Annotated in this window: 15 protein-coding genes; 12 read left to right on the plus strand and 3 right to left on the minus strand. The window is 63.6% G+C overall.

What is annotated here, in order from left to right:
* Nucleotides 1-41: 41 nt before the first annotated feature.
* The 3 genes from PVZ78_RS22865 to aceE all read right to left on the minus strand — a co-directional run bounded on the left by PVZ78_RS22865 (nucleotide 42) and on the right by aceE (nucleotide 7,651).
* Nucleotides 42-2,735 (minus strand): putative bifunctional diguanylate cyclase/phosphodiesterase, encoded by a 2,694-nt coding sequence (locus PVZ78_RS22865; RefSeq protein ID WP_273829307.1) that lies wholly within the window; start codon nucleotides 2,733-2,735, stop codon nucleotides 42-44.
* A gap of 309 nt (nucleotides 2,736-3,044) precedes the next feature.
* On the minus strand, nucleotides 3,045-4,994 hold the full coding sequence (gene aceF, locus PVZ78_RS22870; protein WP_028683758.1) for a dihydrolipoyllysine-residue acetyltransferase: 1,950 nt from the start codon (nucleotides 4,992-4,994) through the stop codon (nucleotides 3,045-3,047).
* An 11-nt stretch (nucleotides 4,995-5,005) separates the two neighbouring features.
* Entirely contained in the window at nucleotides 5,006-7,651 is a 2,646-nt protein-coding gene (aceE, locus tag PVZ78_RS22875; RefSeq protein WP_009046644.1) for a pyruvate dehydrogenase (acetyl-transferring), homodimeric type, read from the minus strand.
* 381 nt (nucleotides 7,652-8,032) lie between these two features.
* On the opposite strand from aceE, the gene glnE reads away from it, so the two are divergent.
* From glnE to PVZ78_RS22935, 12 genes are all read left to right on the plus strand, one after another.
* Entirely contained in the window at nucleotides 8,033-10,972 is a 2,940-nt protein-coding gene (gene glnE, locus PVZ78_RS22880) for a bifunctional [glutamate--ammonia ligase]-adenylyl-L-tyrosine phosphorylase/[glutamate--ammonia-ligase] adenylyltransferase (RefSeq protein WP_016704479.1), read from the plus strand.
* 140 nt (nucleotides 10,973-11,112) lie between these two features.
* Nucleotides 11,113-12,147 (plus strand): lipopolysaccharide heptosyltransferase II, encoded by a 1,035-nt coding sequence (gene waaF / locus PVZ78_RS22885; RefSeq protein WP_273829308.1) that lies wholly within the window; start codon nucleotides 11,113-11,115, stop codon nucleotides 12,145-12,147.
* A complete protein-coding gene (waaC, locus tag PVZ78_RS22890; protein ID WP_009046647.1) occupies nucleotides 12,148-13,209 on the plus strand; it encodes a lipopolysaccharide heptosyltransferase I in 1,062 nt (353 codons plus the stop codon).
* Complete coding sequence (locus PVZ78_RS22895; RefSeq protein ID WP_009041865.1) at nucleotides 13,209-14,330, plus strand: glycosyltransferase family 4 protein; 1,122 nt, start codon at nucleotides 13,209-13,211, stop codon at nucleotides 14,328-14,330. Before waaC ends, PVZ78_RS22895 begins: the two co-directional genes overlap by 1 nt.
* The gene (gene rfaP / locus PVZ78_RS22900) at nucleotides 14,330-15,136 is read left to right on the plus strand and encodes a lipopolysaccharide core heptose(I) kinase RfaP (RefSeq protein ID WP_009046648.1); all 807 of its coding nucleotides are present in this window, start codon (nucleotides 14,330-14,332) and stop codon (nucleotides 15,134-15,136) included. Before PVZ78_RS22895 ends, rfaP begins: the two co-directional genes overlap by 1 nt.
* Complete coding sequence (locus tag PVZ78_RS22905) at nucleotides 15,136-15,870, plus strand: lipopolysaccharide kinase InaA family protein (RefSeq protein ID WP_009046649.1); 735 nt, start codon at nucleotides 15,136-15,138, stop codon at nucleotides 15,868-15,870. The genes rfaP and PVZ78_RS22905 overlap by 1 nt, the downstream gene beginning before the upstream one ends.
* Nucleotides 15,867-16,619, plus strand: coding sequence for a lipopolysaccharide kinase InaA family protein (locus PVZ78_RS22910; RefSeq protein ID WP_257371436.1), 753 nt, complete (start codon nucleotides 15,867-15,869; stop codon nucleotides 16,617-16,619). The genes PVZ78_RS22905 and PVZ78_RS22910 overlap by 4 nt, the downstream gene beginning before the upstream one ends.
* Complete coding sequence (locus tag PVZ78_RS22915) at nucleotides 16,619-18,073, plus strand: lipopolysaccharide kinase InaA family protein (RefSeq protein ID WP_124310230.1); 1,455 nt, start codon at nucleotides 16,619-16,621, stop codon at nucleotides 18,071-18,073. The genes PVZ78_RS22910 and PVZ78_RS22915 overlap by 1 nt, the downstream gene beginning before the upstream one ends.
* Nucleotides 18,074-18,351: 278 nt before the next feature.
* The gene (locus PVZ78_RS22920) at nucleotides 18,352-20,109 is read left to right on the plus strand and encodes a carbamoyltransferase family protein (protein ID WP_009041869.1); all 1,758 of its coding nucleotides are present in this window, start codon (nucleotides 18,352-18,354) and stop codon (nucleotides 20,107-20,109) included.
* Nucleotides 20,093-21,223, plus strand: a complete 1,131-nt coding sequence (locus PVZ78_RS22925; RefSeq protein WP_009046652.1) for a glycosyltransferase — start codon at nucleotides 20,093-20,095, stop codon at nucleotides 21,221-21,223. Before PVZ78_RS22920 ends, PVZ78_RS22925 begins: the two co-directional genes overlap by 17 nt.
* The gene (locus PVZ78_RS22930) at nucleotides 21,223-22,119 is read left to right on the plus strand and encodes an antimicrobial resistance protein Mig-14 (RefSeq protein ID WP_016704485.1); all 897 of its coding nucleotides are present in this window, start codon (nucleotides 21,223-21,225) and stop codon (nucleotides 22,117-22,119) included. Before PVZ78_RS22925 ends, PVZ78_RS22930 begins: the two co-directional genes overlap by 1 nt.
* Nucleotides 22,116-23,522, plus strand: a complete 1,407-nt coding sequence (locus PVZ78_RS22935) for a PIG-L deacetylase family protein (protein WP_028683753.1) — start codon at nucleotides 22,116-22,118, stop codon at nucleotides 23,520-23,522. The genes PVZ78_RS22930 and PVZ78_RS22935 overlap by 4 nt, the downstream gene beginning before the upstream one ends.
* Nucleotides 23,523-23,591: the final 69 nt, after the last annotated feature.

Genomic DNA, 23,591 nt, shown 5'->3' on the forward strand with positions numbered 1-23,591 from the left:
AATTAACCAGACTTGCAGTTTGCCCGAGTGTTACAGCGCTGTCAGGCGATTGGGCCGCGCGGATAACGTTTGAGCTTGTCGATCAGCTCCGAGCCGGGGATCGGCCGGTCGAACAGGTAGCCCTGGCCGACATCGCAGCGGTGGCGACGCAGGAAGGACAGCTGCTCCGCGGTTTCGATGCCCTCGGCCACCACCTGGATTTTCAGGTTGTGGGCCATGGCGATCACCGCCGAGGTGATTTCCATGTCGTCCTGGTTGGCGGGGATTTCATGGATGAAGCTGCGATCGATCTTGATGATGTCGATCGGGAATTTTTTCAAGTAGCTCAGCGACGAATAGCCGGTGCCGAAATCGTCCATGGCCAGGGTCAGGCCGAGCTTTTTCAACTGGTCGAGTTGCTGGTGGGTGTCTTCGGTGGCTTCCAGCAGCAGGCCCTCCGTCAGCTCGAGCTCCAGCAGCGAGGCGGGCAGCTGTTCTTCCTTGAGGATGCTGGCGATGGAAGCCACCAGGTCCGGGTCGGAAAACTGCTTGGGCGACAGGTTGATCGCCACCTGCAGATTGCCCAGGCCGGCGGCGGTGAGCTGCTTGCTCATGCGACAGGCCTGGCGCGCGATCCATTTGCCGATCGGGATGATCAGGCCGGTCTCTTCGGCGACGCTGATGAACTGGTCCGGGCGGATCATGCCCTTTTCCGGATGGTTCCAGCGCAGCAGCGCTTCCAGGCCCAGCAGGCGTCCGCTGCGCAGGCACAGCTTGGGCTGGTAGAACACGTCCAGTTCGTTCTGGGTCAGGGCGCGGCGCAGGTTGTTTTCCACGAACAGCTTGTAGCTGGCTTCGGCGTTCAAGGCTTCGGTAAACACCTGCACCTGATGCTTGCCGTTGGCCTTGGCCTTGTGCAGCGCCAGGCCGGCGTTGCGCATCAGGGTCTGCGGGTCGCGGCCGTGCAGCGGCGCGCAGGCCAGGCCCACGGAGCCGGTGACGCTGATGAGTTGGTTGTCGACGAACATCGGCTTGTCGAGGGTCATCAGCAGCTGGCTGGCGATCTGTTGGCCGGCTTCCAGGTCGGTGTCGTCCAGCAGTACGGCGAACTCGTTACTGGCGAAGCGCGCCAGGCTGCCGCTGGGGCTCAGGCTGTTGCGCAGGCGCCGGGCCAGGCTGATCAGCAGCTTGTCGCCGGTCTGGTGGCCGAGGCTGTCGTTGATCCGCTTGAAGTTGTCGATGTCCACCAGCAGCAGGCTGATGGGGCTGTCGCTGTCGCGGGCGAAGCGTTCGTCGAGATTGCGGATGAAGGCCGGGCGGTTGCCCAGGTTGGTCAGGTTGTCGGTGTAGGCCAGGCGTTCGATGCGTTGCTGGGCGAGCTTGGTCTGGGTGATGTCTTCGTAGATGCCGATGTAGTGGGTCAGTTCGCGGTTGTCGCCATAGACCTTGGAGATCGACAGCTGGCCCCAGTACGGCTCCAGGTTCTTGCGCCGGCTCTTGAATTCGCCCTGCCAGCTGTTGCTCTTGGCCAGGCTGGAGGGCGCGTCGAACAGCAGTTCGCTGAGGTTCTCCAGCGCCGGCAGTTCCGCCAGCCGATGGCCGTGGACTTCCTCGGTGCTGTACTGGGTGATCGCGGTGAAGCTCGGGTTGACGTACTCCACCACGCCGTCGCAGTTGACCAGCAGAAAGGCATTGGCGCTTTGCTCGACCGCCCGCTGGAACAGGTGCAGGGCGCTGGTGGCGGTACGGCGGTTATGGTTGTTGATGACCTGGGCGAACTGGTCGGCCAGCTCGCCGGCAAAGGCGATTTCATCGGATTGCCAGGCGCGGGTGTTGCCCACTTGTTCCAGGCACAGCACGCCGACCACCTGGCCGTCGATGCGGATGCTGGCATCGAGCATGGCGTTGATATTGCGCGGGCGCAGGCTTTCGGCCATTTCCCGGGTGCGCGGGTCGCGCATGGCATTGTGCGCATCGATGGCCCGGCTGGTGTGCAGGGCTTCGAGGTAGTCGGGGAAATCGCTGGCGTCGATCGCCTCCGGCAGGATGTATTGCTGCAGGTCGCGGTGATAGGCGCAGATCGGCATCAGCAACTGGCCTTCCAGGTTCCAGATGCTGGCACAGTCGATTTCGTAGATGTCGCAGGCGCTGCGGGTAATCAGCTCGGCGGCTTCCAGCAGGGGGTTGTTGGTGCTGTAGCGCTGGCGGGCCAGGAGCAGGATCAGGTCTTGCTGGGCGCGCACCCGTTCGAGGTGCTGGAGTTGTTCCTGCTGGGCCCGCTGGTTGAGTTCCAGGGCGATTTGCAGGCGGCTGTTCTGGGTTTCCAGGTCGGGCGCGGGGAGCGGCTGATCGTCGTTGAGCAGGCCGTCGACCACCAGGAAATAACCCCGCAGCAGGTGTCGATTGTGCTGTTTGTAGGCTTCGCCGAGTTCCAGCAGGCTGAGTGAGCCCTTGGCGGTGTGCAGGGTGTAGCGAATCAGGTAATGCGGGCTGTGGGTCAGTTGCTGCTGGATCGCGTCGTGCAACTGATAGCGGGCTTCCGGTTCCATCAGGCTGGCATAGGGCGAGCCGACCAGGGCACAGAGCTCGACGGCGGGCAGGCCGAATTGGCGTTCACAGTTCGGGTCGAGAAACAGCAGGGCCCAGCTCGCTTCATTCAGCCGTTCGAAACGCAGCATGCCGAGCCGCGAGGGCACGGGCAACTGCGTCACTACCTCGGCCACCATACGGCTGGCGGCATCGGGTTGGCTTTTCATGGGGAAACTCGCTTGGTAAATGCTGATCGCGCCGGGCTCGCGCCCTCTTTACTGTTGCCTGCGGCAAGGTTGCATCATGCGGCACTGACTGACAAGTGAGATGAAGGCTAAGTGCTATAAGAATCTATCGGCAGCGCGGAAGATTTCTGAAAGCTAATATTTTCTGGTGTTTTACCGGGCTTTGGCCGCTGGTTGCAGCGATTTTTCGGCAAAAAAAGCCCCGCCAAATTGGCGGGGTTGAGGTACGAGCGTGGCGCTCGAAAAGGGTGCAACGGCCGGCTTCCCCATGACAGGGAAGCCGGCCGGGTCTTACAGCAAGATGGTGCGGATATCCGCCAGCAGATCGCTCAGACGCTTGGTGAAGCGTGCAGCAGCGGCGCCGTTGATCACACGGTGGTCGTAGGACAGCGACAGCGGCAGCATCAGCTTCGGCTGGAAGGCTTTGCCGTCCCAGACAGGCTGGATGGTTGCCTTGGAAACGCCGAGGATCGCCACTTCCGGTGCGTTGACGATCGGCGTGAAGCCGGTGCCGCCAATGTGACCGAGGCTGGAGATGGTGAAGCAGGCGCCCTGCATGTCGTCCGCCGAGAGCTTCTTGGTCCGGGCTTTTTCAGCCAGGGAAGCGGCTTCGGCAGCCAGTTGCAGCAGGCTCTTCTGATCGACGTTCTTGATCACCGGTACCAGCAGGCCATCCGGGGTGTCGACCGCGAAGCCGATGTTCACGTACTTCTTGCGGATGATCGCTTTGCCGCTAGGCGCCAGCGAGCTGTTGAAGTCCGGCAGTTCCTTGAGCAGGTGCGCGCAGGATTTCAGCAGCAGCGGCAGGATGGTCAGCTTGACGCCGGCCTTCTCTGCGACGGCTTTCTGGGCGATCCGGAAGGCTTCCAGCTCGGTGATGTCGGCCGAGTCGAACTGGGTGACGTGAGGCACGTTCAGCCAGCTGCGATGCAGGTTCGATGCGCCAGCCTGCATCAGGCGGGTCATCGGCACTTCTTCGATCTCGCCGAAGCGGCTGAAGTCCACCACTGGAATCGGCGGGATGCCGGCGCCACCGGTTGCGCCGGCAGCTGCCGGAGCTTCCTTGGCCTTCTGCATCATGGCCTTGACGTAAACCTGCACGTCTTCCTTCAGGATGCGACCGTGCGGGCCGCTCGGGCTCACCGCGTTCAGCTCGACGCCGAACTCGCGCGCCAGCTGGCGCACGGCAGGGCCGGCATGAACTTTCGCGCCCGGTTGGGCCGGGGCGGCAGCTGGCGCTGCAGCAGGTGCCGCTGCTGCGGCCGCAGGGGCGGCTTCAGGCTTGGCGGCAGCCGGGGCTGCGGCAGGCGCCGGGGCGGCCGCTGGGGCAGCGCCCTTGACCTTCAGCTTGAGGATCAGGTCGCCGGTGCCGACTTCGTCGTCCAGCTTGATCGCAACGCTTTCCACGATGCCGGCGGCTGGCGATGGAATTTCCATGCTGGCCTTGTCGGACTCGAGGGTGATCAGCGACTGGTCGGCTTCAACGCTGTCGCCAGCCTTGACCAGGACTTCGATGATCTTGGCCTTGCCGGCCGAGCCGATGTCTGGAACGTGGATGTCCTGGACGCTGTCGGCCACCGGGGCGGCAGGTGCGGCAGCAGCCGGTGCCGGAGCCGCAGCGGCTGGAGCGGCGGCCTGGGCAGGCGCAGCGGCGGCAGGGGCGGCGCCGGCCACTTTCAGGGCCAGGATCAGGTCGCCGGTGCCAACTTCATCGTTGAGCTTGACGCTGATGCTCTCGACCACGCCCGCGGCTGGCGATGGGATTTCCATGCTGGCCTTGTCGGATTCGAGGGTGATCAGCGACTGGTCGGCCTCGACGGTGTCGCCGACCTTGACCTGGATCTCGATGATCTGGGCCTTGCCCGACGAACCGATATCCGGCACGTGGACCTGCTGGGTCGAAGCGGCGGCAGGTGCAGCGGCAGGGGCGGCAGGAGCCGGCGCTGCAGCTGGTTTTTCCTCGGCCTTGGCAGCCGGAGCGGCGGCCGCTGGCGCCGCGGCAGCGGCACCCTCGACTTCCAGTTCCAGCAGTTCGTCGCCTTCTTTCAGGCGATCGCCCAGCTTCACTTTCAGGCTCTTGATGACGCCGGCTTTAGGTGCCGGAACTTCCATGCTCGCCTTGTCCGATTCCAGCGTCAGGATGCTCTGGTCGGCTTCGATACGGTCGCCGACCTTCACAAACAGTTCGATTACTTCACCTTCACCGCTGCCGATGTCAGGTACGCGAATGAGTTCGCTCACAAAAAATCTCCTCAGCAGTCCAGTGGGTTGCGTTTTTCCGGGTTGATGCCGAACTTGGTGATGGCCTCGGCCACGACCTTAGGTTCGATGTCACCACGGTCAGCCAAGGCTTCCAGGGCTGCCAACACCACGAAATGACGGTCGACTTCGAAGAAGTGACGCAGCTTCTTGCGGCTGTCACTGCGGCCGAAACCGTCGGTGCCCAGGACTTTGAATTCCTTGGACGGGACCCACTGACGAATCTGTTCGGCGAACAGCTTCATGTAGTCGGTAGAGGCGATGACCGGACCTTTACGGCCGCTCAGGCACTCTTCGACATAGCTCAGCTTAGGCTTCTGGCCCGGGTGCAGACGGTTGCTGCGCTCGACTGCCAGGCCATCGCGACGCAGTTCGTTGAAGCTGGTAACGCTCCACACGTCCGCGCCCACGTTGAATTCTTCACGCAGGATCTTCGCCGCTTCACGGACTTCGCGCAGGATGGTGCCGGAGCCCATCAGCTGTACGTGGTGCGCTGCTTCGCGGGTGTCTTCCTCGAGCAGGTACATGCCCTTGATGATGCCTTGCTCGACACCGGCCGGCATGGCTGGCTGCTGGTAGGACTCGTTCATCACGGTGATGTAGTAGAAGACGTCCTGTTGCTCTTCGGTCATCTTCTTCATGCCGTCCTGGATGATCACCGCCAGCTCGTAGCCATAGGTCGGATCGAAGGTACGGCAGTTCGGGATGGTGCCCGCCAGCATGTGGCTGTGACCGTCTTCGTGCTGCAGGCCTTCACCGTTGAGGGTGGTACGGCCGGCGGTACCGCCGATCAGGAAGCCGCGGGTACGGCTGTCGCCAGCGGCCCAGGCCAGGTCGCCGATACGCTGGAAGCCGAACATCGAATAGAAGATGTAGAACGGCAGCATCGGCTGGTTGTGGCTGGAGTACGAAGTACCGGCCGCGATGAAGGAGCTCATGGCGCCCGCTTCGTTGATGCCTTCCTCGAGGATCTGGCCCTTCTTGTCTTCGCGGTAGAACATCACCTGGTCTTTATCGACTGGCTCGTAGAGCTGGCCGACGGACGAGTAGATGCCCAGTTGACGGAACATGCCTTCCATACCGAAGGTACGGGCTTCGTCCGGGATGATCGGGACGATGCGCTGGCCTATTTCCTTGTCCTTGACCAGCTGCGCGAGGATCCGCACGAAGGCCATGGTGGTGGAGATTTCGCGGTCGCCCGAACCGTCGAGGATAGCCTTGAGGGTTTCCAGTGGCGGGGTCGGAATGTTGAAGCTCTTGGCACGGCGCTGAGGCACGAAACCGCCCAGTGCGGCACGACGCTCGCTCAGGTAACGGGCTTCGGCACTGCCTTCTTCCGGTCGGAAGAACGGTAGGTTTTCGATTTCTTCGTCCTTGACCGGAATGTCGAAGCGGTCGCGGAACAACTTCAGGCTGTCGACATCGACTTTCTTGGTGTTGTGCGCGGTGTTCTTCGCTTCGCCGGCGCCGGTGCCATAACCCTTGATGGTCTTGGCCAGGATGACGGTCGGTTGCTCTTTGTGGTTGACCGCTTCGTGGTAGGCCGCATAGACCTTGTACGGGTCGTGGCCGCCACGGTTGAGTTTCCAGATTTCCTCGTCGGACAGGTCTTCGACCATTGCCTTGAGTTCAGGCGTGTTGAAGAAGTGCTCACGCACGAAGGCGCCGTCTTTGGCCTTGTAGTTCTGGTACTCGCCGTCGATGACTTCGTCCATGCGGCGTTGCAGGATGCCGTGGGTGTCCTTGGCCAGCAGTGGGTCCCAGAAACGGCCCCAGATGACTTTGTTCACATTCCACTGGGCGCCACGGAACACGCCTTCGAGTTCCTGGATGATCTTGCCGTTGCCGCGAACCGGGCCGTCGAGGCGCTGCAGGTTGCAGTTGATGACGAAGATCAGGTTGTCCAGCTTCTCGCGGCCGGCCAGGGAGATTGCTCCCAGGGATTCCGGCTCGTCGCACTCGCCGTCGCCCATGAAGCACCAGACTTTCTGCTTGCCTGGCTGGATGAAGCCGCGGGCTTCCAGGTACTTCATGAAGCGCGCCTGGTAGATCGCCTGGATCGGACCCAGACCCATGGATACGGTCGGGAACTGCCAGAAGTCAGGCATCAGCCATGGGTGCGGGTAGGAGGACAGGCCGTTGCCGTCCACTTCCTGGCGGAAGTTGTTCATCTGGTCTTCGCTGATGCGGCCTTCCATGAAAGCGCGAGCGTAGACGCCAGGGGAGGCGTGGCCCTGGAAGTAGATCAGGTCGCCGCCATGTTCTTCGGTTGGCGCCTGGAAGAAGTAGTTGAAGCCGATGTCATACAGAGTCGCACTGGAGGCGAAGCTGGAGATGTGACCGCCCAGGTCAGAATCTTTCAGGTTCGTACGCATGACCATGGCCAACGCGTTCCAACGTACCAGCGAGCGAATGCGGCGTTCCATGAACAGGTCGCCAGGCATGCGTGCTTCGTGGGTGACGGGAATCGTGTTGCGGTACGGCGTGGTGATGGCGTAGGGCAGTTGCGAGCCGCTGCGGGTCGCGAGTTCGCCCATACGGGTCATCAGGTAGTGAGCACGGTCTTCGCCTTCTTTGTCGAGAACCGATTCCAGGGCGTCCAGCCATTCCTGGGTTTCGACGGGATCGAGGTCTTGCATGGCTTGCTCCAGGGCGGAAAGGCTTCCAGAATCGGTTGCCTGAGTTTGCGACTGGCCTTGTGGGCAGACGATAAAATTCTTGGATTGCCGGAGGTTGATACGGCGGCGTGTAGTTTTACTACAAATCGTCGGCCATTTCAGCCTTTCGAATGTATAGACGAGTAGTAAAACTACAGAAGATTGGCTTGTGGCCTCCTGCTGTGTTGTGAGAATAATCGTTACTGTTGGTCGATTTCCAACACCAATGGGTAAGAATTTGATGCTGGCTGCCAAAATAATAAAAATTTCAGCTATTTCTAACTTTTGTTCGACAGTCCTTCAAGGGCCGCGCCCGCAGAATTTGCCCCGACCGCCCCTTTCTACGCCGATCAAGGATAGCCCATGAGCCTGCCCGCGCTTGCCGAACTCCCAGCGATTCTCCTGCCTTTTGTCAGCCGTGCGGAGCAGTCGTTCCGTAGCGCCGTGGCGACCCTGGACGACGATCACGGGTTCGCCGCCTGGACCCCTGAACGCTGGGCCGAGTTTGCCCGGGTGAGCGCCGCCAGCGACTTCTTCATTGAACAGAGCCTTCGTGACCCTTTGATGTTGCTGGAGCTGGTGCACGGCGGCGAACTCGACCGCGGCTTCGGCCCGGGCGAGCTGTGCGCGCAGATCGCCGCAGCGGTGCAACAGGCCACCAGTGAAGACGAACTGGGGCGGGTGCTGCGGCGTCAGCGCAATCGTCATCAGGTGCGGATCATCTGGCGCGACCTGACGCGCCAGGCGGATCTGGTGCAGACCTGCCGCGACCTGTCGGACATGGCCGACGCCTGCATCGACCAGGCCTATCAATGGTTGTACCAGCGCCACTGCGAGCAGTTCGGTGTTCCCACCGGCCGACGCAGCGGCGAGCCGCAGCAGATGGTCATCCTCGGCATGGGCAAGCTGGGCGCCGTCGAGCTGAACCTGTCGTCCGACATCGACCTGATCTTCGCCTACCCCGAAGGCGGGGAAACCGTGGGCGTGAAGCGTGCGCTGGATAACCAGGAATTTTTCATCCGCCTGGGGCAGCGCCTGATCAAGGCGCTGGACCCGATGACCGTCGACGGTTTCGTGTTCCGCGTCGACATGCGCCTGCGGCCCTACGGTTCGGCGGGCGCCCTGGTGCTGAGCTTCAATGCGCTGGAACAGTACTACCAGGATCAGGGCCGCGACTGGGAACGCTACGCGATGATCAAGGCGCGGGTGGTGGCGGGCGACCAGGTCGCCGGCGCGCAGTTGCTCGATATGCTGCGGCCTTTTGTCTATCGGCGTTACCTGGATTTCTCGGCGATCGAAGCGCTGCGCACCATGAAGCAGCTGATCCAGCAGGAAGTGCGGCGCAAGGGCATGGCCGACAATATCAAGCTGGGTTCCGGCGGGATCCGCGAAGTCGAGTTCATCGCCCAGGCTTTCCAGCTGATTCACGGCGGGCGCGACCTGAGCCTGCAACAGCGTCCTCTATTAAAGGTGCTGACCACCCTGGAGGGGCAGGGTTACCTGCCGCTCGCGGTGATCGCCGAGCTGCGTGAAGGTTACGAATTCCTGCGTTACACCGAGCACGCGATCCAGGCGATCGCCGACCGGCAGACGCAGATGCTGCCGGACAATCCACAGGATCAGGCGCGCATTGCCTTCATGCTGGGGTTTGCCGATTGGGCGGCGTTCCATGAGCGCCTGATGTATTGGCGCGGTCGGGTGGAGTGGCATTTCCGCCAGGTGATCGCCGACCCGGATGAAGACGAAGGCAACGAGTGCGAAGTGGTGGTCGGCGGCGAATGGCTGCCGCTGTGGGAAGAAGCCCAGGACGAAGAAGCGGCTTGTCGGCAGTTGCAGGAAGGCGGTTTCAATGACGCACCCAAGGCGCTCAGGGCGCTGGCCGGCCTGCGTGGCAGCCCGCAATTGCGAGCCATGCAGCGTTTGGGACGCGAGCGCCTCGATGCCTTTATTCCGCGCCTTTTGGCCCAGGCGGTGGAACATGCTGATCCGGACCTGGTGCTGGAGCGCGTGCTGCCGCTGGTCGAGGCGGTGGCGCGGCGTTCCGCCTACCTGGTGCTGCTCACCGAGAACCCTGGGGCCTTGCGCCGCTTGTTGACCCTGTGTGCCGCCAGCCCGTGGATCGCCGAGCAGATCACCCGCTTCCCGCTGCTGCTCGATGAGTTGCTTAACGAGGGCCGTCTGTTCAAGCCGCCATTGGCGCCGGAACTGGCCGCCGAGTTGCGCGAGCGCCTGACGCGCATCCCCGAGGACGATCTGGAACAGCAGATGGAGGCGCTGCGTCACTTCAAGCTGGCCCACCGTCTGCGAGTGGCGGCTTCGGAAATCGCCGGCAGCCTGCCGTTGATGAAAGTCAGCGATTACCTGACCTGGCTGGCCGAGGCGATCCTCGAGCAGGTGCTGGCCCTGGCCTGGCGCCAGACGGTGGCCAAATACGGCGCTCCGCAGCGCACCGATGGCACCTTGTGCGATCCCGGCTTCATTATTGTCGGTTATGGGAAAGTCGGCGGCCTGGAACTCGGGCATGGTTCCGACCTGGACCTGGTGTTCATCCATGACGGCGATCCGCAGGCGGAAACCGATGGCCCGAAACCGATCGACGGCGCGCAGTTCTTCACCCGCCTGGGCCAGCGGATCATTCACCTGCTGACCACCCAGACCAACTCCGGCCAGCTGTACGAAGTGGACATGCGCCTGCGGCCGTCCGGGGCGTCGGGCTTGCTGGTGAGTTCGCTGGGGGCGTTCGCCCGTTATCAGGAGAACGAAGCCTGGACCTGGGAGCATCAGGCGCTGGTGCGCGCCCGGGTATTGGTAGGTAGCCAGGATGTCGGCCAGGCCTTCGAGAAAGTGCGGGCTGCGGTGCTGGGGCGTGCCCGTGACCTGCCCAAGTTGCAGCAGGAGGTCAGCGAGATGCGGGCCAAGATGCGCGACAACCTGGGGACCAAGGCGACGGCCGCCGGAACCGCGGCAAATGCCTTCGAGGCCACGGCGCCGTTCGACCTCAAGCAGGACGCCGGAGGTATCGTCGACATCGAATTTATGGTGCAATACGCGGCCCTGGCGTGGTCGCAAGAGCACCCGTCATTGCTGCGCTACACCGACAATATCCGCATTCTGGAAGGTCTGGAGGAAGTCGGGCTGATGCCCGCGACCGACGCCAGTCTGCTGCGCGAGGTCTACAAGGCCTACCGTTCCGCGGCTCACCGCCAGGCCTTGCAGAACGAGGCCGGGGTCATCGCCGGCGACCAGTTCGCCAGCGAGCGACGGGAGGTATTGCGGATTTGGCGCGAGCTGGGGCTAAGCTAGGCAGCGTGCGCTGCGTTGCCACAAATGTATCCGGCGAGCCCTGTTGCGGTTCGTCCACAATGAGCTGGCGGTGAATGCCGCAGGGCTGGATTCTCGAGGCGGGGAGGCGTAAGCCTCCCCGGTTCGTTTTTGGAAACCACATGAATATTCTGATCGTTGGGCCCAGTTGGGTCGGTGACATGGTGATGGCGCAGACACTCTTCCAGTGCCTGAAACAACGCCATCCTCAGTGCGAGATCGACGTGCTGGCCCCCGAGTGGAGCCGTCCGATCCTGGAGCGCATGCCGCAAGTGCGGCGGGCCTTGAGCTTCCCGCTCGGCCACGGCGTGCTGGAACTGGCGACCCGCCGGCGCATCGGCAAATCCCTGGCCGGCCAGTACGACCAGGCCATCCTGCTGCCCAACTCGCTGAAGTCGGCGCTGGTGCCGTTCTTTGCCGGCATCGCGCAACGTACCGGCTGGCGTGGCGAGTTCCGCTACGGCCTGCTCAACGACGTGCGCACGCTGGACAAAGAACGTTATCCGCTGATGGTCGAACGCTTCATGGCGCTGGCTTACGAGCCAGGCGCCGAGCTGCCCAAGCCGTATCCGCGTCCCGACCTGCAGATCGACCCGGCCAGCCGCGAAGCGGCGCTGGCCAAGTTCGGCCTGACCCTGGATCGCCCGGTGCTGGCGCTGTGTCCGGGGGCCGAGTTCGGCGAGGCCAAGCGCTGGCCGTCCGAGCATTACGCCAAGGTCGCCGAGCTGAAGATCCGCGAGGGCTGGCAGGTCTGGCTGTTCGGCTCGAAGAACGATCACGTGGTCGGTGAAGACATTCGCGCCCGGCTGATTCCGGGGCTGCGCGAAGAATCGGTCAACCTCTGCGGCGGCACCTCCCTGGCCGAGGCCATCGACCTGCTGTCCTGCGCCGATTCCGTGGTGTCCAACGACTCCGGGCTGATGCACGTGGCGGCGGCGCTGAATCGCCCGCTGGTGGCGGTGTACGGCTCGACATCGCCGGGTTTCACCCCGCCGCTGGCCGACCAGGTCGAAGTCGTGCGCCTGGGCATCGAGTGCAGTCCGTGCTTCGATCGCACCTGCCGCTTTGGCCATTACAACTGCCTGCGCCAGCTGCTGCCAGACTCGGTGGACCAGGCCTTGCAGCGGTTGCAGGGCACCGCGGTCGAGGTTCGGTAAGTGCGGGTACTGTTGATCAAGACTTCCTCCCTGGGTGACGTGATCCATGCGCTGCCGGCGCTGACCGATGCGGCGCGGGCGATCCCCGGGATCAAGTTCGACTGGGTGGTGGAAGAGGGGTTTGCGGAAATCCCGACCTGGCACCCGGCTGTGGATAAAGTGATCCCGGTGGCGATTCGCCGCTGGCGCAAGAACATCTGGCAAACCATCAAGAGTGGCGAGTGGCGGCGCTTCAAGCAGAGCGTGCGTGCGACTCAATACGACTTGGTGATCGACGCCCAGGGCTTGCTGAAAAGCGCCTGGCTGACGCGCTACGTCAAGGCGCCGGTGGCCGGCCTGGACAAACAGTCCGCGCGCGAGCCCTTGGCGGCGCGTTTCTACTCGCGGCGCCTGGCCGTCGCCCGCGGCCAGCATGCCGTAGAGCGTGTGCGCCAGCTGTTCGCCGTGGCCCTGGGTTATGACTTGCCCCAGGGCCTGGGCGATTACGGCCTGAACGTCGAGAAGCTGGTGGAACTGCCGCGGCCCAAGCCGTTCGTGGTGTTCCTGCACGGCACCACCTGGGACACCAAGCACTGGCCGGAAGCCTACTGGCGCGAGCTGGCCGAACGCATGGGCCAGCTGGGCGTCGAGGTCAAGCTGCCGTGGGGCAACCCGGCGGAAAAGGCCCGGGCCGAGCGTATTGCCAAGGGCTTGGGCAACGCCACTGTGCTGCCGAAGCTGAACCTGGCGGGTGTCGCCAAGGTGCTGGCGCAAGCCCAGGCCTGCGTCGCGGTGGATACCGGGCTTGGCCATCTCGCAGCGGCGCTGGATGTGCCGACCATTTCCCTGTTCGGCCCGACCAACCCGGGCCTGACCGGTGCCTATGGCAAGGCGCAGATCCATATGGCCAGCGACTTCCCTTGCGCGCCGTGCCTGCAGAAAAAATGCACCTATCAACCGACGGCTGAAGATCAGCGGCGGTTCGACCTGAAACGCGAGTGGCCGTTGTGCTTCACGCGTCTGAATCCTGAGCGTGTCGCCAGCCGGCTGAGCAGGTTGTTACTGGCTGAGGAGCTGCGCTGATGCAATTGGCTTTTGTCCTTTATAAATACTTCCCGTTCGGCGGCCTGCAGCGGGATTTCATGCGCATCGCCCTGGAGTGCCAGAAGCGCGGGCACCAGATCCGTGTCTACACGCTGATCTGGGAAGGCGATGTACCGCCGGGTTTCGAAGTGCTGGTGGCGCCGGTCAAGGCGTTCTTCAACCATCGGCGTAACGAGAAACTCAGTGCCTGGATGGAGGCCGACCTGGCCAAGCGTCCGGTGGACCGCCTGATCGGCTTCAACAAAATGCCCGGGCTGGATGTGTATTACGCCGCCGACGGCTGCTTCGAAGACAAGGCGCAGAACCTGCGTCATTCGCTGTACCGCCGTTGGGGTCGCTACCGGCACTTCGCCGAATACGAGCGGGCGGTGTTCGCCCGGGACGCGAAGACTGAAGTGCTGATGATTTCCGAGGTCCAGCAGCCGCTGTTCATCAAGCATTACGACACCCCGGTGGAACGTTTCCACCTGCTGCCGCCAGGCATCGCCCAGGACCGTCGCGCGCCGGCCAACGCGGCGGAGATCCGCGCCGAATTCCGTCGCGAGTTCGCCCTGAAAGACGATGACTTGCTGCTGGTGCAGATCGGCTCCGGGTTCAAGACCAAGGGCGTGGATCGCAGCCTCAAGGCTGTGGCCGCCTTGCCGCCGGAGCTGAAGAAACGCACCCGGCTATTTGTAATTGGCCAGGACGACCCCAAAGTATTCCAATTGCAGAGCGCCGCATTGGGCCTGGGCGAGCATGTGCAGTTCCTCAAGGGGCGCAGTGATATCCCGCGTTTCCTGTTGGGCGCCGACCTGTTGATCCATCCGGCGTACAACGAAAATACCGGCACTGTGCTGCTGGAAGCGCTGGTGGCCGGCTTGCCGGTGCTGGTCAGCGCGGTCTGCGGTTATGCCCATTACATCGCCGAGGCCGACAGCGGCCTGGTGCTGGACGAGCCATTGGAGCAAGGACAGCTCAATCAATACCTGAACACCATGTTGACCGACGACGCTGCACGCGCGACCTGGAGCCGTAACGGCCTGGCGTTCGCCGAGACGGCCGACCTCTATAGCATGCCGCAGCACGCTGCGGATGTGATTCTGGCGGAGCAACACTGATGAAGTTGATTCTTGCCGAACCGTTCAAGACCCTTTGGGCCGGACGCGATGCGTTCGCCGAAGTCGAGCGTCTGGACGGCCAGGTCTACCGTGAACTCGAAGCCCGCCGTACCTTGCGTACCGAGGTGGCCGGCGAAGGGTTCTTCGTAAAGATTCACCGCGGTATCGGTTGGGGCGAGATCTTCAAGAACCTGCTCACCGCCAAGCTGCCGGTGCTCGGCGCGGGCCAGGAATGGCAGGCCATCCAGCGCCTGCAGGAAGCCGGCGTGCCGACCATGACCGCCGTGGCCTATGGCGAGCGCGGCAGCAACCCGGCCAACCAGCATTCGTTCATCGTGACCGAAGAGCTGGCGCCGACCATCAGCCTCGAAGACTTCAGCATCGACTGGGTCAAGCAGCCGCCGCAGCCCAGGCTCAAGCGCGCGCTGATCGCCGAAGTGGCGCGCATGACCGGCATGATGCACCGCGCCGGGGTCAACCATCGCGACTGCTACATCTGCCACTTCCTGCTGCACACCGACAAGCCGGTGACGCCCGATGACTTCAAGCTCTCGGTGATCGACTTGCACCGCGCCCAGACCCGTCCGGCAATCACCCGGCGCTGGCGCGACAAGGACCTGGCGGCGCTGTATTTCTCGGCCCTGGACATCGGCCTGACCCGGCGCGACAAGCTGCGTTTCCTCAAGGGTTACTTCCAGCAGCCGCTGCGGCAGATCCTGAGCGACGAGGCGGCGCTGCTGACCTGGCTGGAGGGCAAGGCCAACAAGCTGTACGCACGCAAGCAGCGGTACGGAGATGCGCTCTGATGGCGGGTTGGAACCTTGAACCTGGGTATCGGGAGCTGGCGCAGGACTTCGGCAGTCTGGATGCGGTCTTTGCCCTCAAGGGCGAACACCTGACCCGCGACCCGTTGTCGGAGGTCATCCGTGTCGAGCGCAACGGCATCAACTATTACGTCAAGCGCTACACCGGCGCCGGCAAGAATCTGCGGCGCTATCTGGGCAAGCCGCGGGTCAAGTCCGAGTGGCAGAACCTCAAGCGTTTCGCCAAGTGGGGCATTCCCACGGCGGAGGTGGTGGCCTGGGGCCTGGAACGTCGTGGCCTGGCCTACGACCGGGGGGCGATGATCACCCGCGAGCTGCCACGCACCGAAGACCTGTCGGTCCTGGCCGAGCGCAACGACCCGCTACTGGCCGATCGGGCCTGGGTGGACCGGGTCAGCCAGCAGCTGGCACGCTACACGCGGATCATGCATGAGCACCGCTTCACCCATAACGACTTGAAGTGGCGCAACCTGCTGATCGACGACGATGCCCGGCTGTACCTGATCGATTGCCCCAATGGCGATTTCTGGCGCGGTTTCTGGCTCAAGTACCGGATCACCAAGGACCTGGCGTGCCTGGACAAGGTGGCCAAGTATCATTTGTCCGCCACCCAGCGCCTGCGCTTCTATTTGCAGTACCGCCAGCGCACCCGGCTGAACGCCGCGGACAAGTGCCGTATCCGGCATGTGCTGAGATTTTTCGAGGGACGCGAATGACCGATTTCCTGGCGGCTCAGGACCGTGCGTTGCTGGAGCGCCACGGCCTCGACAGCTTCGACGCGTTGTGGGCCAAGCAGCTTGAGGCAGTGGACGAGCCCAATACCGACGGCGGTGGCTGGAGCAGCGTGTATCGCCTCGACCTGGAAGGCCACGGCTACTACCTCAAGCGCCAGAGCAACTACCTGACGCGGACCCTGCACCGGCCGTTCGGCGAGCCGAGCTTCGCCCGCGAATTTCGCAATATCAGCCGCTACCAGCAGTTGGGTATTCCGGCTTTGCAGGCGGCCTTCTTTGGCGAGCGCAAGGTGGCAGGCGAAACCCGGGCGATCCTGCTGACCCGGGCGCTGGATGGCTGGAACGACCTGGACTCGCTGCTGCAACAGTGGGCGCAGCTCAGCCCGGACCAGCACGCGGCGATCCTGCGGGCCTGCGGCCTGCTGGCGCGCCAGCTGCATGCGGTGCGTCAGGTGCACGGCTGTTTTTATCCCAAGCATATTTTTCTGCGGGCCACCGGCGACGGTTACCAGGCGCAATTGATCGACCTGGAAAAGACCCGTCCGCTGTTATTCGGCCAGCGTGATCGGGTCAAGGACCTGGAACCGCTGTTGCGTCGTGCCCCAGTCTGGAGTGAGGGCGATGTGCGTGCCTTGCTTGCGACCTATCTGGATCAGCCGCAGGACAGCTCGCTGGTCGATGTCTGGCTGAACCGCCTGAGTGCACGCCGCAGCCACAAGGAGACTCGTTGATGCGCCTGTCCGAACTCAAGCAGGCCGGCCGCGCGCCAAGCCTGCCGTTGAGCCTGGAGCTGGCCGACGCTGCTGGACCTGCGACGCTGCAGTTGCTCAGCCTGCTGCGGGTGCTGCCAGGGCAGCGTTATGTCGGCGCCGGTGTCTGGCGTGGGCGTCCGGTGCTGGCCAAGTTGCTGGTGGGCGCCAAGGCGGCGCGGCATTTCCAGCGTGAGCTGCAGGGTGTGCGCCTGCTTGAAGAACAAGGCATGACCACGCCGCTGTTGTTGGCCGACGGCCTGAAGGAAGGCGAGGGTGGCTGGCTGTTGTTCGAGTTCCTGGAAGGTTCCGAGAGCCTGGGCGATGCCTGGAAACAGGTGGAATCGTTGCCGGCGCTGGCCGATGAGCAGCAGGCGGTACTCGCCGAAGCCCTGGCCGCCATCGCCGAATTGCACAGCAAGGGCCTGTGGCAGGAAGACCTGCATCTGGACAACCTGCTGCGTCATCAGGGCAAGCTGTACCTGATCGACGGTGCCGGGATCTGCGTGGAACAGGCAGGCAAACCGCTGTCCCGGCAGAAGGTCCTGGAAAACCTCGGGGTGTTTTTCGCCCAGTTGCCCAAGAGCCTGGAGCCCTTCACCGAAGAGCTGCTGGTGCATTACCTGCTGAACAATGCCGAGCATGCCTTGCCGCTGGAAGCCTTGCAGAAGCAGGTGGACAAGGTGCGCAGCTGGCGCTTGAAGGATTTTCTCAACAAGATCGGTCGCGAGTGCACCCTGTTCAGCGTGCTGCGCGGTCCCTTCGCCTTGCGGGCGATTCGGCGCGAGGAAGAAGCAGCGATGCTGCCGGTGCTGGAACAGGCAGACGCGCTGCTGGACCGGGGGCACCTGTACAAGACCGGTGGCGCCGCCAGCGTCGGCCGGGTCGAAGTGGCGGGCCGCACCCTGGTGGTCAAGCGCTACAACATCAAGGGTTTTGCCCATTGGCTCAAACGCTTCTGGCGCCCCAGCCGGGCCTGGCATTCGTGGCAGGAAGGCAATCGCCTGGCATTCCTCGGCATTGCCACGCCCAAGCCGCTGGCCTTGCTGGAAAAGCGTTTCCTCTGGCTGCGCAGCCGGGCCTACCTGGTGACCGAATACCTGGCCGGGCCGGACATCATCGAGCGCTTCGCGCCCTATATCGACAGCGGCGCGGCTCCAGAGGCCGAGCTGCAGGCGCTGGACCGGCTGTTTGCCGAGTTGATTCGCGAACGCATCAGCCATGGCGACTTCAAGGGGCACAACCTGTTCTGGCAAGAGGATCGCTGGGCGCTGATCGACCTGGACTCCATGTGCCAGCATCACAGTCTCGGCAGCTTCGCCCCGGCCTACGCCCGCGACCGGGCGCGCTTCATGCGCAACTGGCCGCAGAGCAGCGCGCTGTATCAGGTCATCGACCAGCGCCTGCCTAAAACCGCCGAATCGTCCGTAGGCTAAGGCCTGTAGCCGCTGCCGCAGGCTGCGATCGAGCGCGAAGCGGTCGCGCTCTGGAGATCGCAGAAAGGCTCTTCGAGCCTTATCGCAGCCTGCGGCAGCGGCTACAGATCCCTCGCAAGCCATATTTGGCGCCAGCGCCCGGCGCTGAAACGTCAGGGATCATCCCGCGGCAGGTTTACGCTATAATCCCGCCCTTTAGCTGTTTCTCGCCCCTGGCGGGGAGCACATTAATTCCAGGCGCACGTCGCCTGCATGCAGACTTAAGAGGCTAGACCCCTGTGGCATTGACGATTCTTGGCCTGTCCGGCGCCCTTAGCCATGATCCTTCCGCAGCGCTGTACATCGACGGCAAGCTGGTGGCGGCTGCCGAAGAAGAGCGCTTCGTACGCGATAAACATGCAAAGAACCGCATGCCCTACGAATCGGCGAAGTTCTGTCTGGAACAGGCCGGCATCAAGCCTTCCGACGTTGACGTGGTAGCGATTCCGTTCGCGCCGATCAGCCTGTTCGGCAAGGCCCGCTGGCACTACGCCAAGCGTTACTGGTACGCCCCGGACCGCGCCCTCGACGCGATCCTGATGGGCAACCGTCGCTACAAGCGCTATCGCAACAAGATCGTCTGGTGCCTCGAGCAACTGGGCTTCGATCCGAAGAAGATCAAGATCGAGCCGGTCGAGCACCACCTGGCCCATGCTTCCAGCGCCTACCACTGCTCCGGCTTCAAGGAGAAAACCGCGATCCTCGGGATCGACGGCAAGGGCGAGTACGCCACGACCTTCTTCGGCTACGGCGAAAACGGCAAGATCCACAAGATCAAGGAATTCTACGATCCGGACTCCCTGGGCGGCCTGTATGGCGCGATCACCGAGTTCCTCGGCTTCGAGATGCTCGACGGCGAGTTCAAGGTCATGGGCATGGCGCCGTACGGCGATGCCAGCAAGTACGACTTCTCCCGCCTGGCCAGCTTTGAAAACGGCGAACTGGTGATCAACACCGATTACGCCAACGTCATCGGCCTGCGCCGCTATAAAGAGAAGGGCAAGGGTTTCTACTTCTCGCCGAAGCTGATCGAGTGGCTGGGGCCGAAGCGCGAAGGCGACATCGCCGACGAGCCGTACATCCACTACGCGGCCAGCATGCAGGCGCTGTTCGAGAAGCTGGCGCTGCAGATGATCGACCACTACCTGGGCGACATCCTCAAGGAAACCGGCAAGCTGGCCTTCGCCGGCGGCTGTGCGCTGAACGTCAAGCTGAACCAGAAGATCATCGCCCGTCCGGAAGTCAAAGAGCTGTTCGTGCAACCGGCGTCCGGCGATGCCGGTACCGCGGTCGGTGCCGCGGCCTATGTTTCCCACGCGCGCGGCGTGCCGGTGGAGAAGATGGAACACGTCTATCTCGGCCCGTCCTACAGCAACGAAGACGTGATCGCCGCCTGTGCCCGTCACCCGAACAAGCCGGCCTGGCGCCAGATCGACAACACCCCCGAGCGTATCGCCAAGATCATGGTCGACGGCAACCCGGTGGCCTGGTTCCAGGGCCGCATGGAGTTCGGTCCGCGTGCCCTGGGCGGTCGTTCGATCATCGGTTGCCCGAGCGCTACCGGCGTGGCCGACCGGATCAACGAGCAGATCAAGTTCCGCGAGCGCTGGAGGCCTTTCTGCCCGTCGATGCTCGACACCGTCGGTCCGCAGATGATCAAGGTCGATCACCCGGCGCCGTTCATGACCTTCACTTTCGAAGTGGCGGAAGAGTGGAAGACCCGCGTACCGGAAGTGGTCCACGAAGACGGCACTTCCCGGGCCCAGGTGCTCAAGCGCGAATACAACCCGCGCTACTACGACATGATGAAGGCCCTGGAAGTCCTGACCGGCAACGGCGTGTCGCTGAACACCTCGCTCAACCGCCGTGGCGAGCCGATGATCTGCTCGCCGACCGACGCCCTGAACATGTTCTTCGGCTCCGATCTGCAGTACCTGATCATGGAAGACATCCTGGTAGTCAAAGACGGCGTGGACCCTTATGACACGCTCGGCTGAGCGCCACGTCCTGCAGTTCTGCCACGGCTATGACGGGCCGTTCCTGGACTGTGCCCGGCAATACGCCAGCCTGTTCGCGGGCAGCGGTTATCGCGTGACCACGGTGTTCCTCACCGGGGTCGCCGATGCCGAGGTGGCCGATGGCTGCGCCAGCGACGAAGTGCTGTTCATGGAATACAGCTCCAAGGCCATCCGTGGCCTGAAGCTGGGGGCGATACGCGACCTGCGCAAGATCGCCGCGTCGCGCAACTTCAGCTTCTGCATCGCCCACCGTTTCAAGCCGATCTACATCGCATTGCTGGGCACCGCGTTGCCGGTGATTGGCGTGCATCACGCGTTTGGCGACTATCAGCGCGGCAGTCGCCGCCTGTTCGCCAACCTGTTCCGCAAGCGCCTGAGCCTGCTCGGTGTGTCCGATGCGGTGCGCGACGACATGCGCGGCTGCCTGCCGCAGTGGCCGGCGGCGCGGATCCAGACGCTGTACAACCGGATCGACGTCGAAGCCTTGCAAGCGACCCAGCTACCGAAGGCCGAAGCGCGCCGGGAGCTGGGGCTGTCGTCTTCCGCCTGGATCGTCGGCAATGTCGGGCGTCTGCACCCGGACAAGGATCAGGCCACCCTGCTGCGCGGGTTCGCCGCGGCCTTGCCGGGGCTGCCTCGGGAAAGCCAGCTGGCGATTCTCGGCAGCGGGCGCCTGGAGCAGAACCTCAAGGATCTTTCCCGCGAGCTGGGCATCGCCGACCGCGTGCTGTTCCTCGGCCAGGTCACAGAAGCCCGGCGTTTCTTCCGCGCTTTCGATGCCTTCGCCCTGAGCTCCGACCACGAGCCCTTCGGCATGGTGTTGCTGGAGGCCATGGCCGCCGGCGTGCCGCTGCTGGCGACGGCCTGTGGCGGGGCCAAGGAAGTGGTCGAAGGCGTCGGCATCCTGTTTCCGCTGGGCGATGCCGAGCATATGGCCCAAGGTCTGCAACACCTGGCCGGAATGGATGAGAACCAGCGCCTGCTGTGCGCCGAACTGATGTTCGAGCGCCTGCGCGAGCGATTCTCCGACCGCGCTGTTCGCGACGCCTTCTGGCGTCTGCCGCAAGTTACCGATCTGACCGCGAGGCCCTGATGCTCAATCGATTCCAAGGCTGGCGCGAGCGTGGCTGGTCGGTCGTCGACGCCTCGACTTATGCCGCCGCCTGGCAGCGTTTTGGCGGCAGCGTCGCCACCCATCCTTTGGTGGTGGAGCGCCTGGCGAACCTGGCAGGCATCCCGGTCCGCTACCTGGCCTGGGAACAGGCCGGCGAACTGCGGGCGGCGATCCCGACCTGGGGGCGCGACCTGGCGCTGTCCAAGGACGTGCTCAAACGCAGTGGCAAGAAAGGCCTGTTCGACCTGGGCAACGCCGAGCTGATCCTGCCGGCCGCACCTGACACCCAGGCCCCGCTGCGTCATCGCGGCCGTTACCTGTCGGCCTTGAACCAGGGCCGTTTCAGCACCCTCAAGCCCCAGGCCGAACAACTGGCCATGGCTCGCACGCCTGAGGAGCTGTCGAAGAAGTTTCGCTACAACCAGCGCCGCGAGCTGCGCCTGCTGGAAGAGGCGGGCGGCGTGGTGCGTCCGGTCGGCGAGTTCTCCAGCCAGGAGCTGGCGGCCATCTACTGCGATCTGTTCCAGCGGCGCTGGGGGTTCCCGGCCACCGGTGCCGAGCGCATGGCCGAAGTCATCGAGTTGCTGCGCGAGCTGCTGATCGGCTCGGTGATTTTCCTCAACGATGCGCCGATCGCCATTCAACTGGTGTACCGGGTCGAAGCGCCGGAGTGGATCAGCGTCGAATACATCAACGGTGGCGTCGATCCTGAAACCCGCGAATTCAGCCCTGGCAGCGTGTTGAGTTTCCTCAATACGCAAAGTGCCTGGGAACAGGCGCGGGCCATCGACAAGCCGCTGCGTTTTTCCTTCGGTCGCGCCGATCGCGAGTACAAGGATCGCTGGTGCAACCCCGTTCCGGTGTTCACGGTATGAATCAGCCACCGAGTCGCAAGCAACAGTTGCTCAAACGCCATCGCCGGCAGAAGCGCCTCGCTCTGCTGATTGGCCTGCTGGTACTGGTGGCCGTCGGTGTGCTGGTGGCCTGGTGGTTGCCGCTGCTGCTCGCGGTGCTGGCCTGGGTGGCCCATGAGGCCTGGTTCGCCGACCACCTGTTTTATTCGCCCCGGGACGATTATCAGTACAGCTTTCCGTTCGGCACCGAGCAGCCCAAGGTCCACCTGGACAAGGAGCGCCTGGTGCTGGACCAGGCGATCGACCTGGCGGGGGATGAAACCCTGATCCTCGCGGTAAAGGTCAGCAGCACCTGGCTGGGGCGCTTTTTCGACCCTTGCGTCTCTTTGGCGGGGCAGGATCGGCAGACATTCGAGCGCGGCGTGAACGGCTTGCGTTATCTCAACCTCAGCGGGCTGGCACGGCCTCTGGCCAGCGGCAAGCTGCAACTGCGCGGGCGTTTCTGCCGGGTGCACGGCGAGCCGCTGTTGTCGGTGTTCCGCGAGCCGGACTATCGCCACCAGCGGGTGATGGTCATCGCCCCCCATGCCGACGATGCAGAACTGGCCGCCTTCGGTCTGTACAGCCAGGCCGACGAAACCTGGATCGTCACGCTGACCGCGGGCGAGATCGAGGCCGAGCATTACCGGCAGATGGGCATGAACGGTGCCGATGCGGCGCGGATCAAGGGCCGGCTGCGGGCCTGGGACAGCATCGCGGTGCCGCGTTGGGCCGGGGTTGCCGAGGCGCGCTGTGTGCAGCTGGGGTACTTCTGCCTGCAACTGCCGGCCATGCAGGCAGCGCCGAATCGCCCTGTGGCGTCCCGCGAGGCCGAGCTGTCGGATATCCGCCTGTTCCGCCAGTTCAATCCGTTCCCTCTGCCAGCGGATGCCGATGGCGCGCCGACCTGGAACAACCTCTTGGCCGACCTGCGGGCGCTGTTGCTCAAGGCGCGCCCCGAGGTGATCGTGCTGCCGCATCCGACACTCGACCCGCACCCGGACCACCTCTGCGCCCAGCAGGCGGTATTGGAAGCGTTGCAGGGGCTGGAGTGGCAGCCGACTACCTTGCTCGGTTACGCCAATCACTTGCATGACAACGACCGTTGGCCGATGGGCGATTCGGGGGCGGGCATTGCCCTGCCACCGGTGTTCGACCCGGCCCAGGAGCTCAGGCCCTGCTGCTTGCCGCTGTCGGTCGAGCAGCAACGCGACAAGGCGATGGCCCTGGGCATGATGCATGACCTGCAGCCGCGGGCGCCGTTCAAGCGCCGCCTGCGCCGGGTCCTGCAGCGTGTGTTGGCCGGCCGCGCCGCTTCGCCTTATGGCGAGAACGAGTTTTTCCGCAAGGCGGTACGCCGGCATGAGCTGTTCTGGCGTTTGTAAATTGATATTGCATGACACCCTTTTGCCTGTCGGCCAGGGTAGTTTCGCTCTTTTGTCCGGTTGCTCACG

Origin of the sequence: Pseudomonas sp. SBT1-2 (assembly GCF_028640875.1) — a bacterium.
In the GTDB taxonomy this organism is placed as follows: Bacteria; Pseudomonadota; Gammaproteobacteria; order Pseudomonadales; family Pseudomonadaceae; genus Aquipseudomonas; species Aquipseudomonas chlororaphis_I.

Bases quoted from the DNA above. Each gene is read 5' to 3' on its own strand.
- aceE (WP_009046644.1), bottom strand. From the start codon at position 7,651: ATGCAAGACCTCGATCCCGTCGAAACCCAGGAATGGCTGGACGCCCTG.
- waaF (WP_273829308.1), top strand. From the start codon at position 11,113: ATGAATATTCTGATCGTTGGGCCCAGTTGGGTCGGTGACATGGTGATG.
- PVZ78_RS22910 (WP_257371436.1), top strand. From the start codon at position 15,867: ATGACCGATTTCCTGGCGGCTCAGGACCGTGCGTTGCTGGAGCGCCAC.
- PVZ78_RS22935 (WP_028683753.1), top strand. From the start codon at position 22,116: ATGAATCAGCCACCGAGTCGCAAGCAACAGTTGCTCAAACGCCATCGC.
- PVZ78_RS22915 (WP_124310230.1), top strand. From the start codon at position 16,619: ATGCGCCTGTCCGAACTCAAGCAGGCCGGCCGCGCGCCAAGCCTGCCG.
- rfaP (WP_009046648.1), top strand. From the start codon at position 14,330: ATGAAGTTGATTCTTGCCGAACCGTTCAAGACCCTTTGGGCCGGACGC.
- PVZ78_RS22930 (WP_016704485.1), top strand. From the start codon at position 21,223: ATGCTCAATCGATTCCAAGGCTGGCGCGAGCGTGGCTGGTCGGTCGTC.
- PVZ78_RS22895 (WP_009041865.1), top strand. From the start codon at position 13,209: ATGCAATTGGCTTTTGTCCTTTATAAATACTTCCCGTTCGGCGGCCTG.
- glnE (WP_016704479.1), top strand. From the start codon at position 8,033: ATGAGCCTGCCCGCGCTTGCCGAACTCCCAGCGATTCTCCTGCCTTTT.
- PVZ78_RS22925 (WP_009046652.1), top strand. From the start codon at position 20,093: ATGACACGCTCGGCTGAGCGCCACGTCCTGCAGTTCTGCCACGGCTAT.
- PVZ78_RS22905 (WP_009046649.1), top strand. From the start codon at position 15,136: ATGGCGGGTTGGAACCTTGAACCTGGGTATCGGGAGCTGGCGCAGGAC.
- PVZ78_RS22865 (WP_273829307.1), bottom strand. From the start codon at position 2,735: ATGAAAAGCCAACCCGATGCCGCCAGCCGTATGGTGGCCGAGGTAGTG.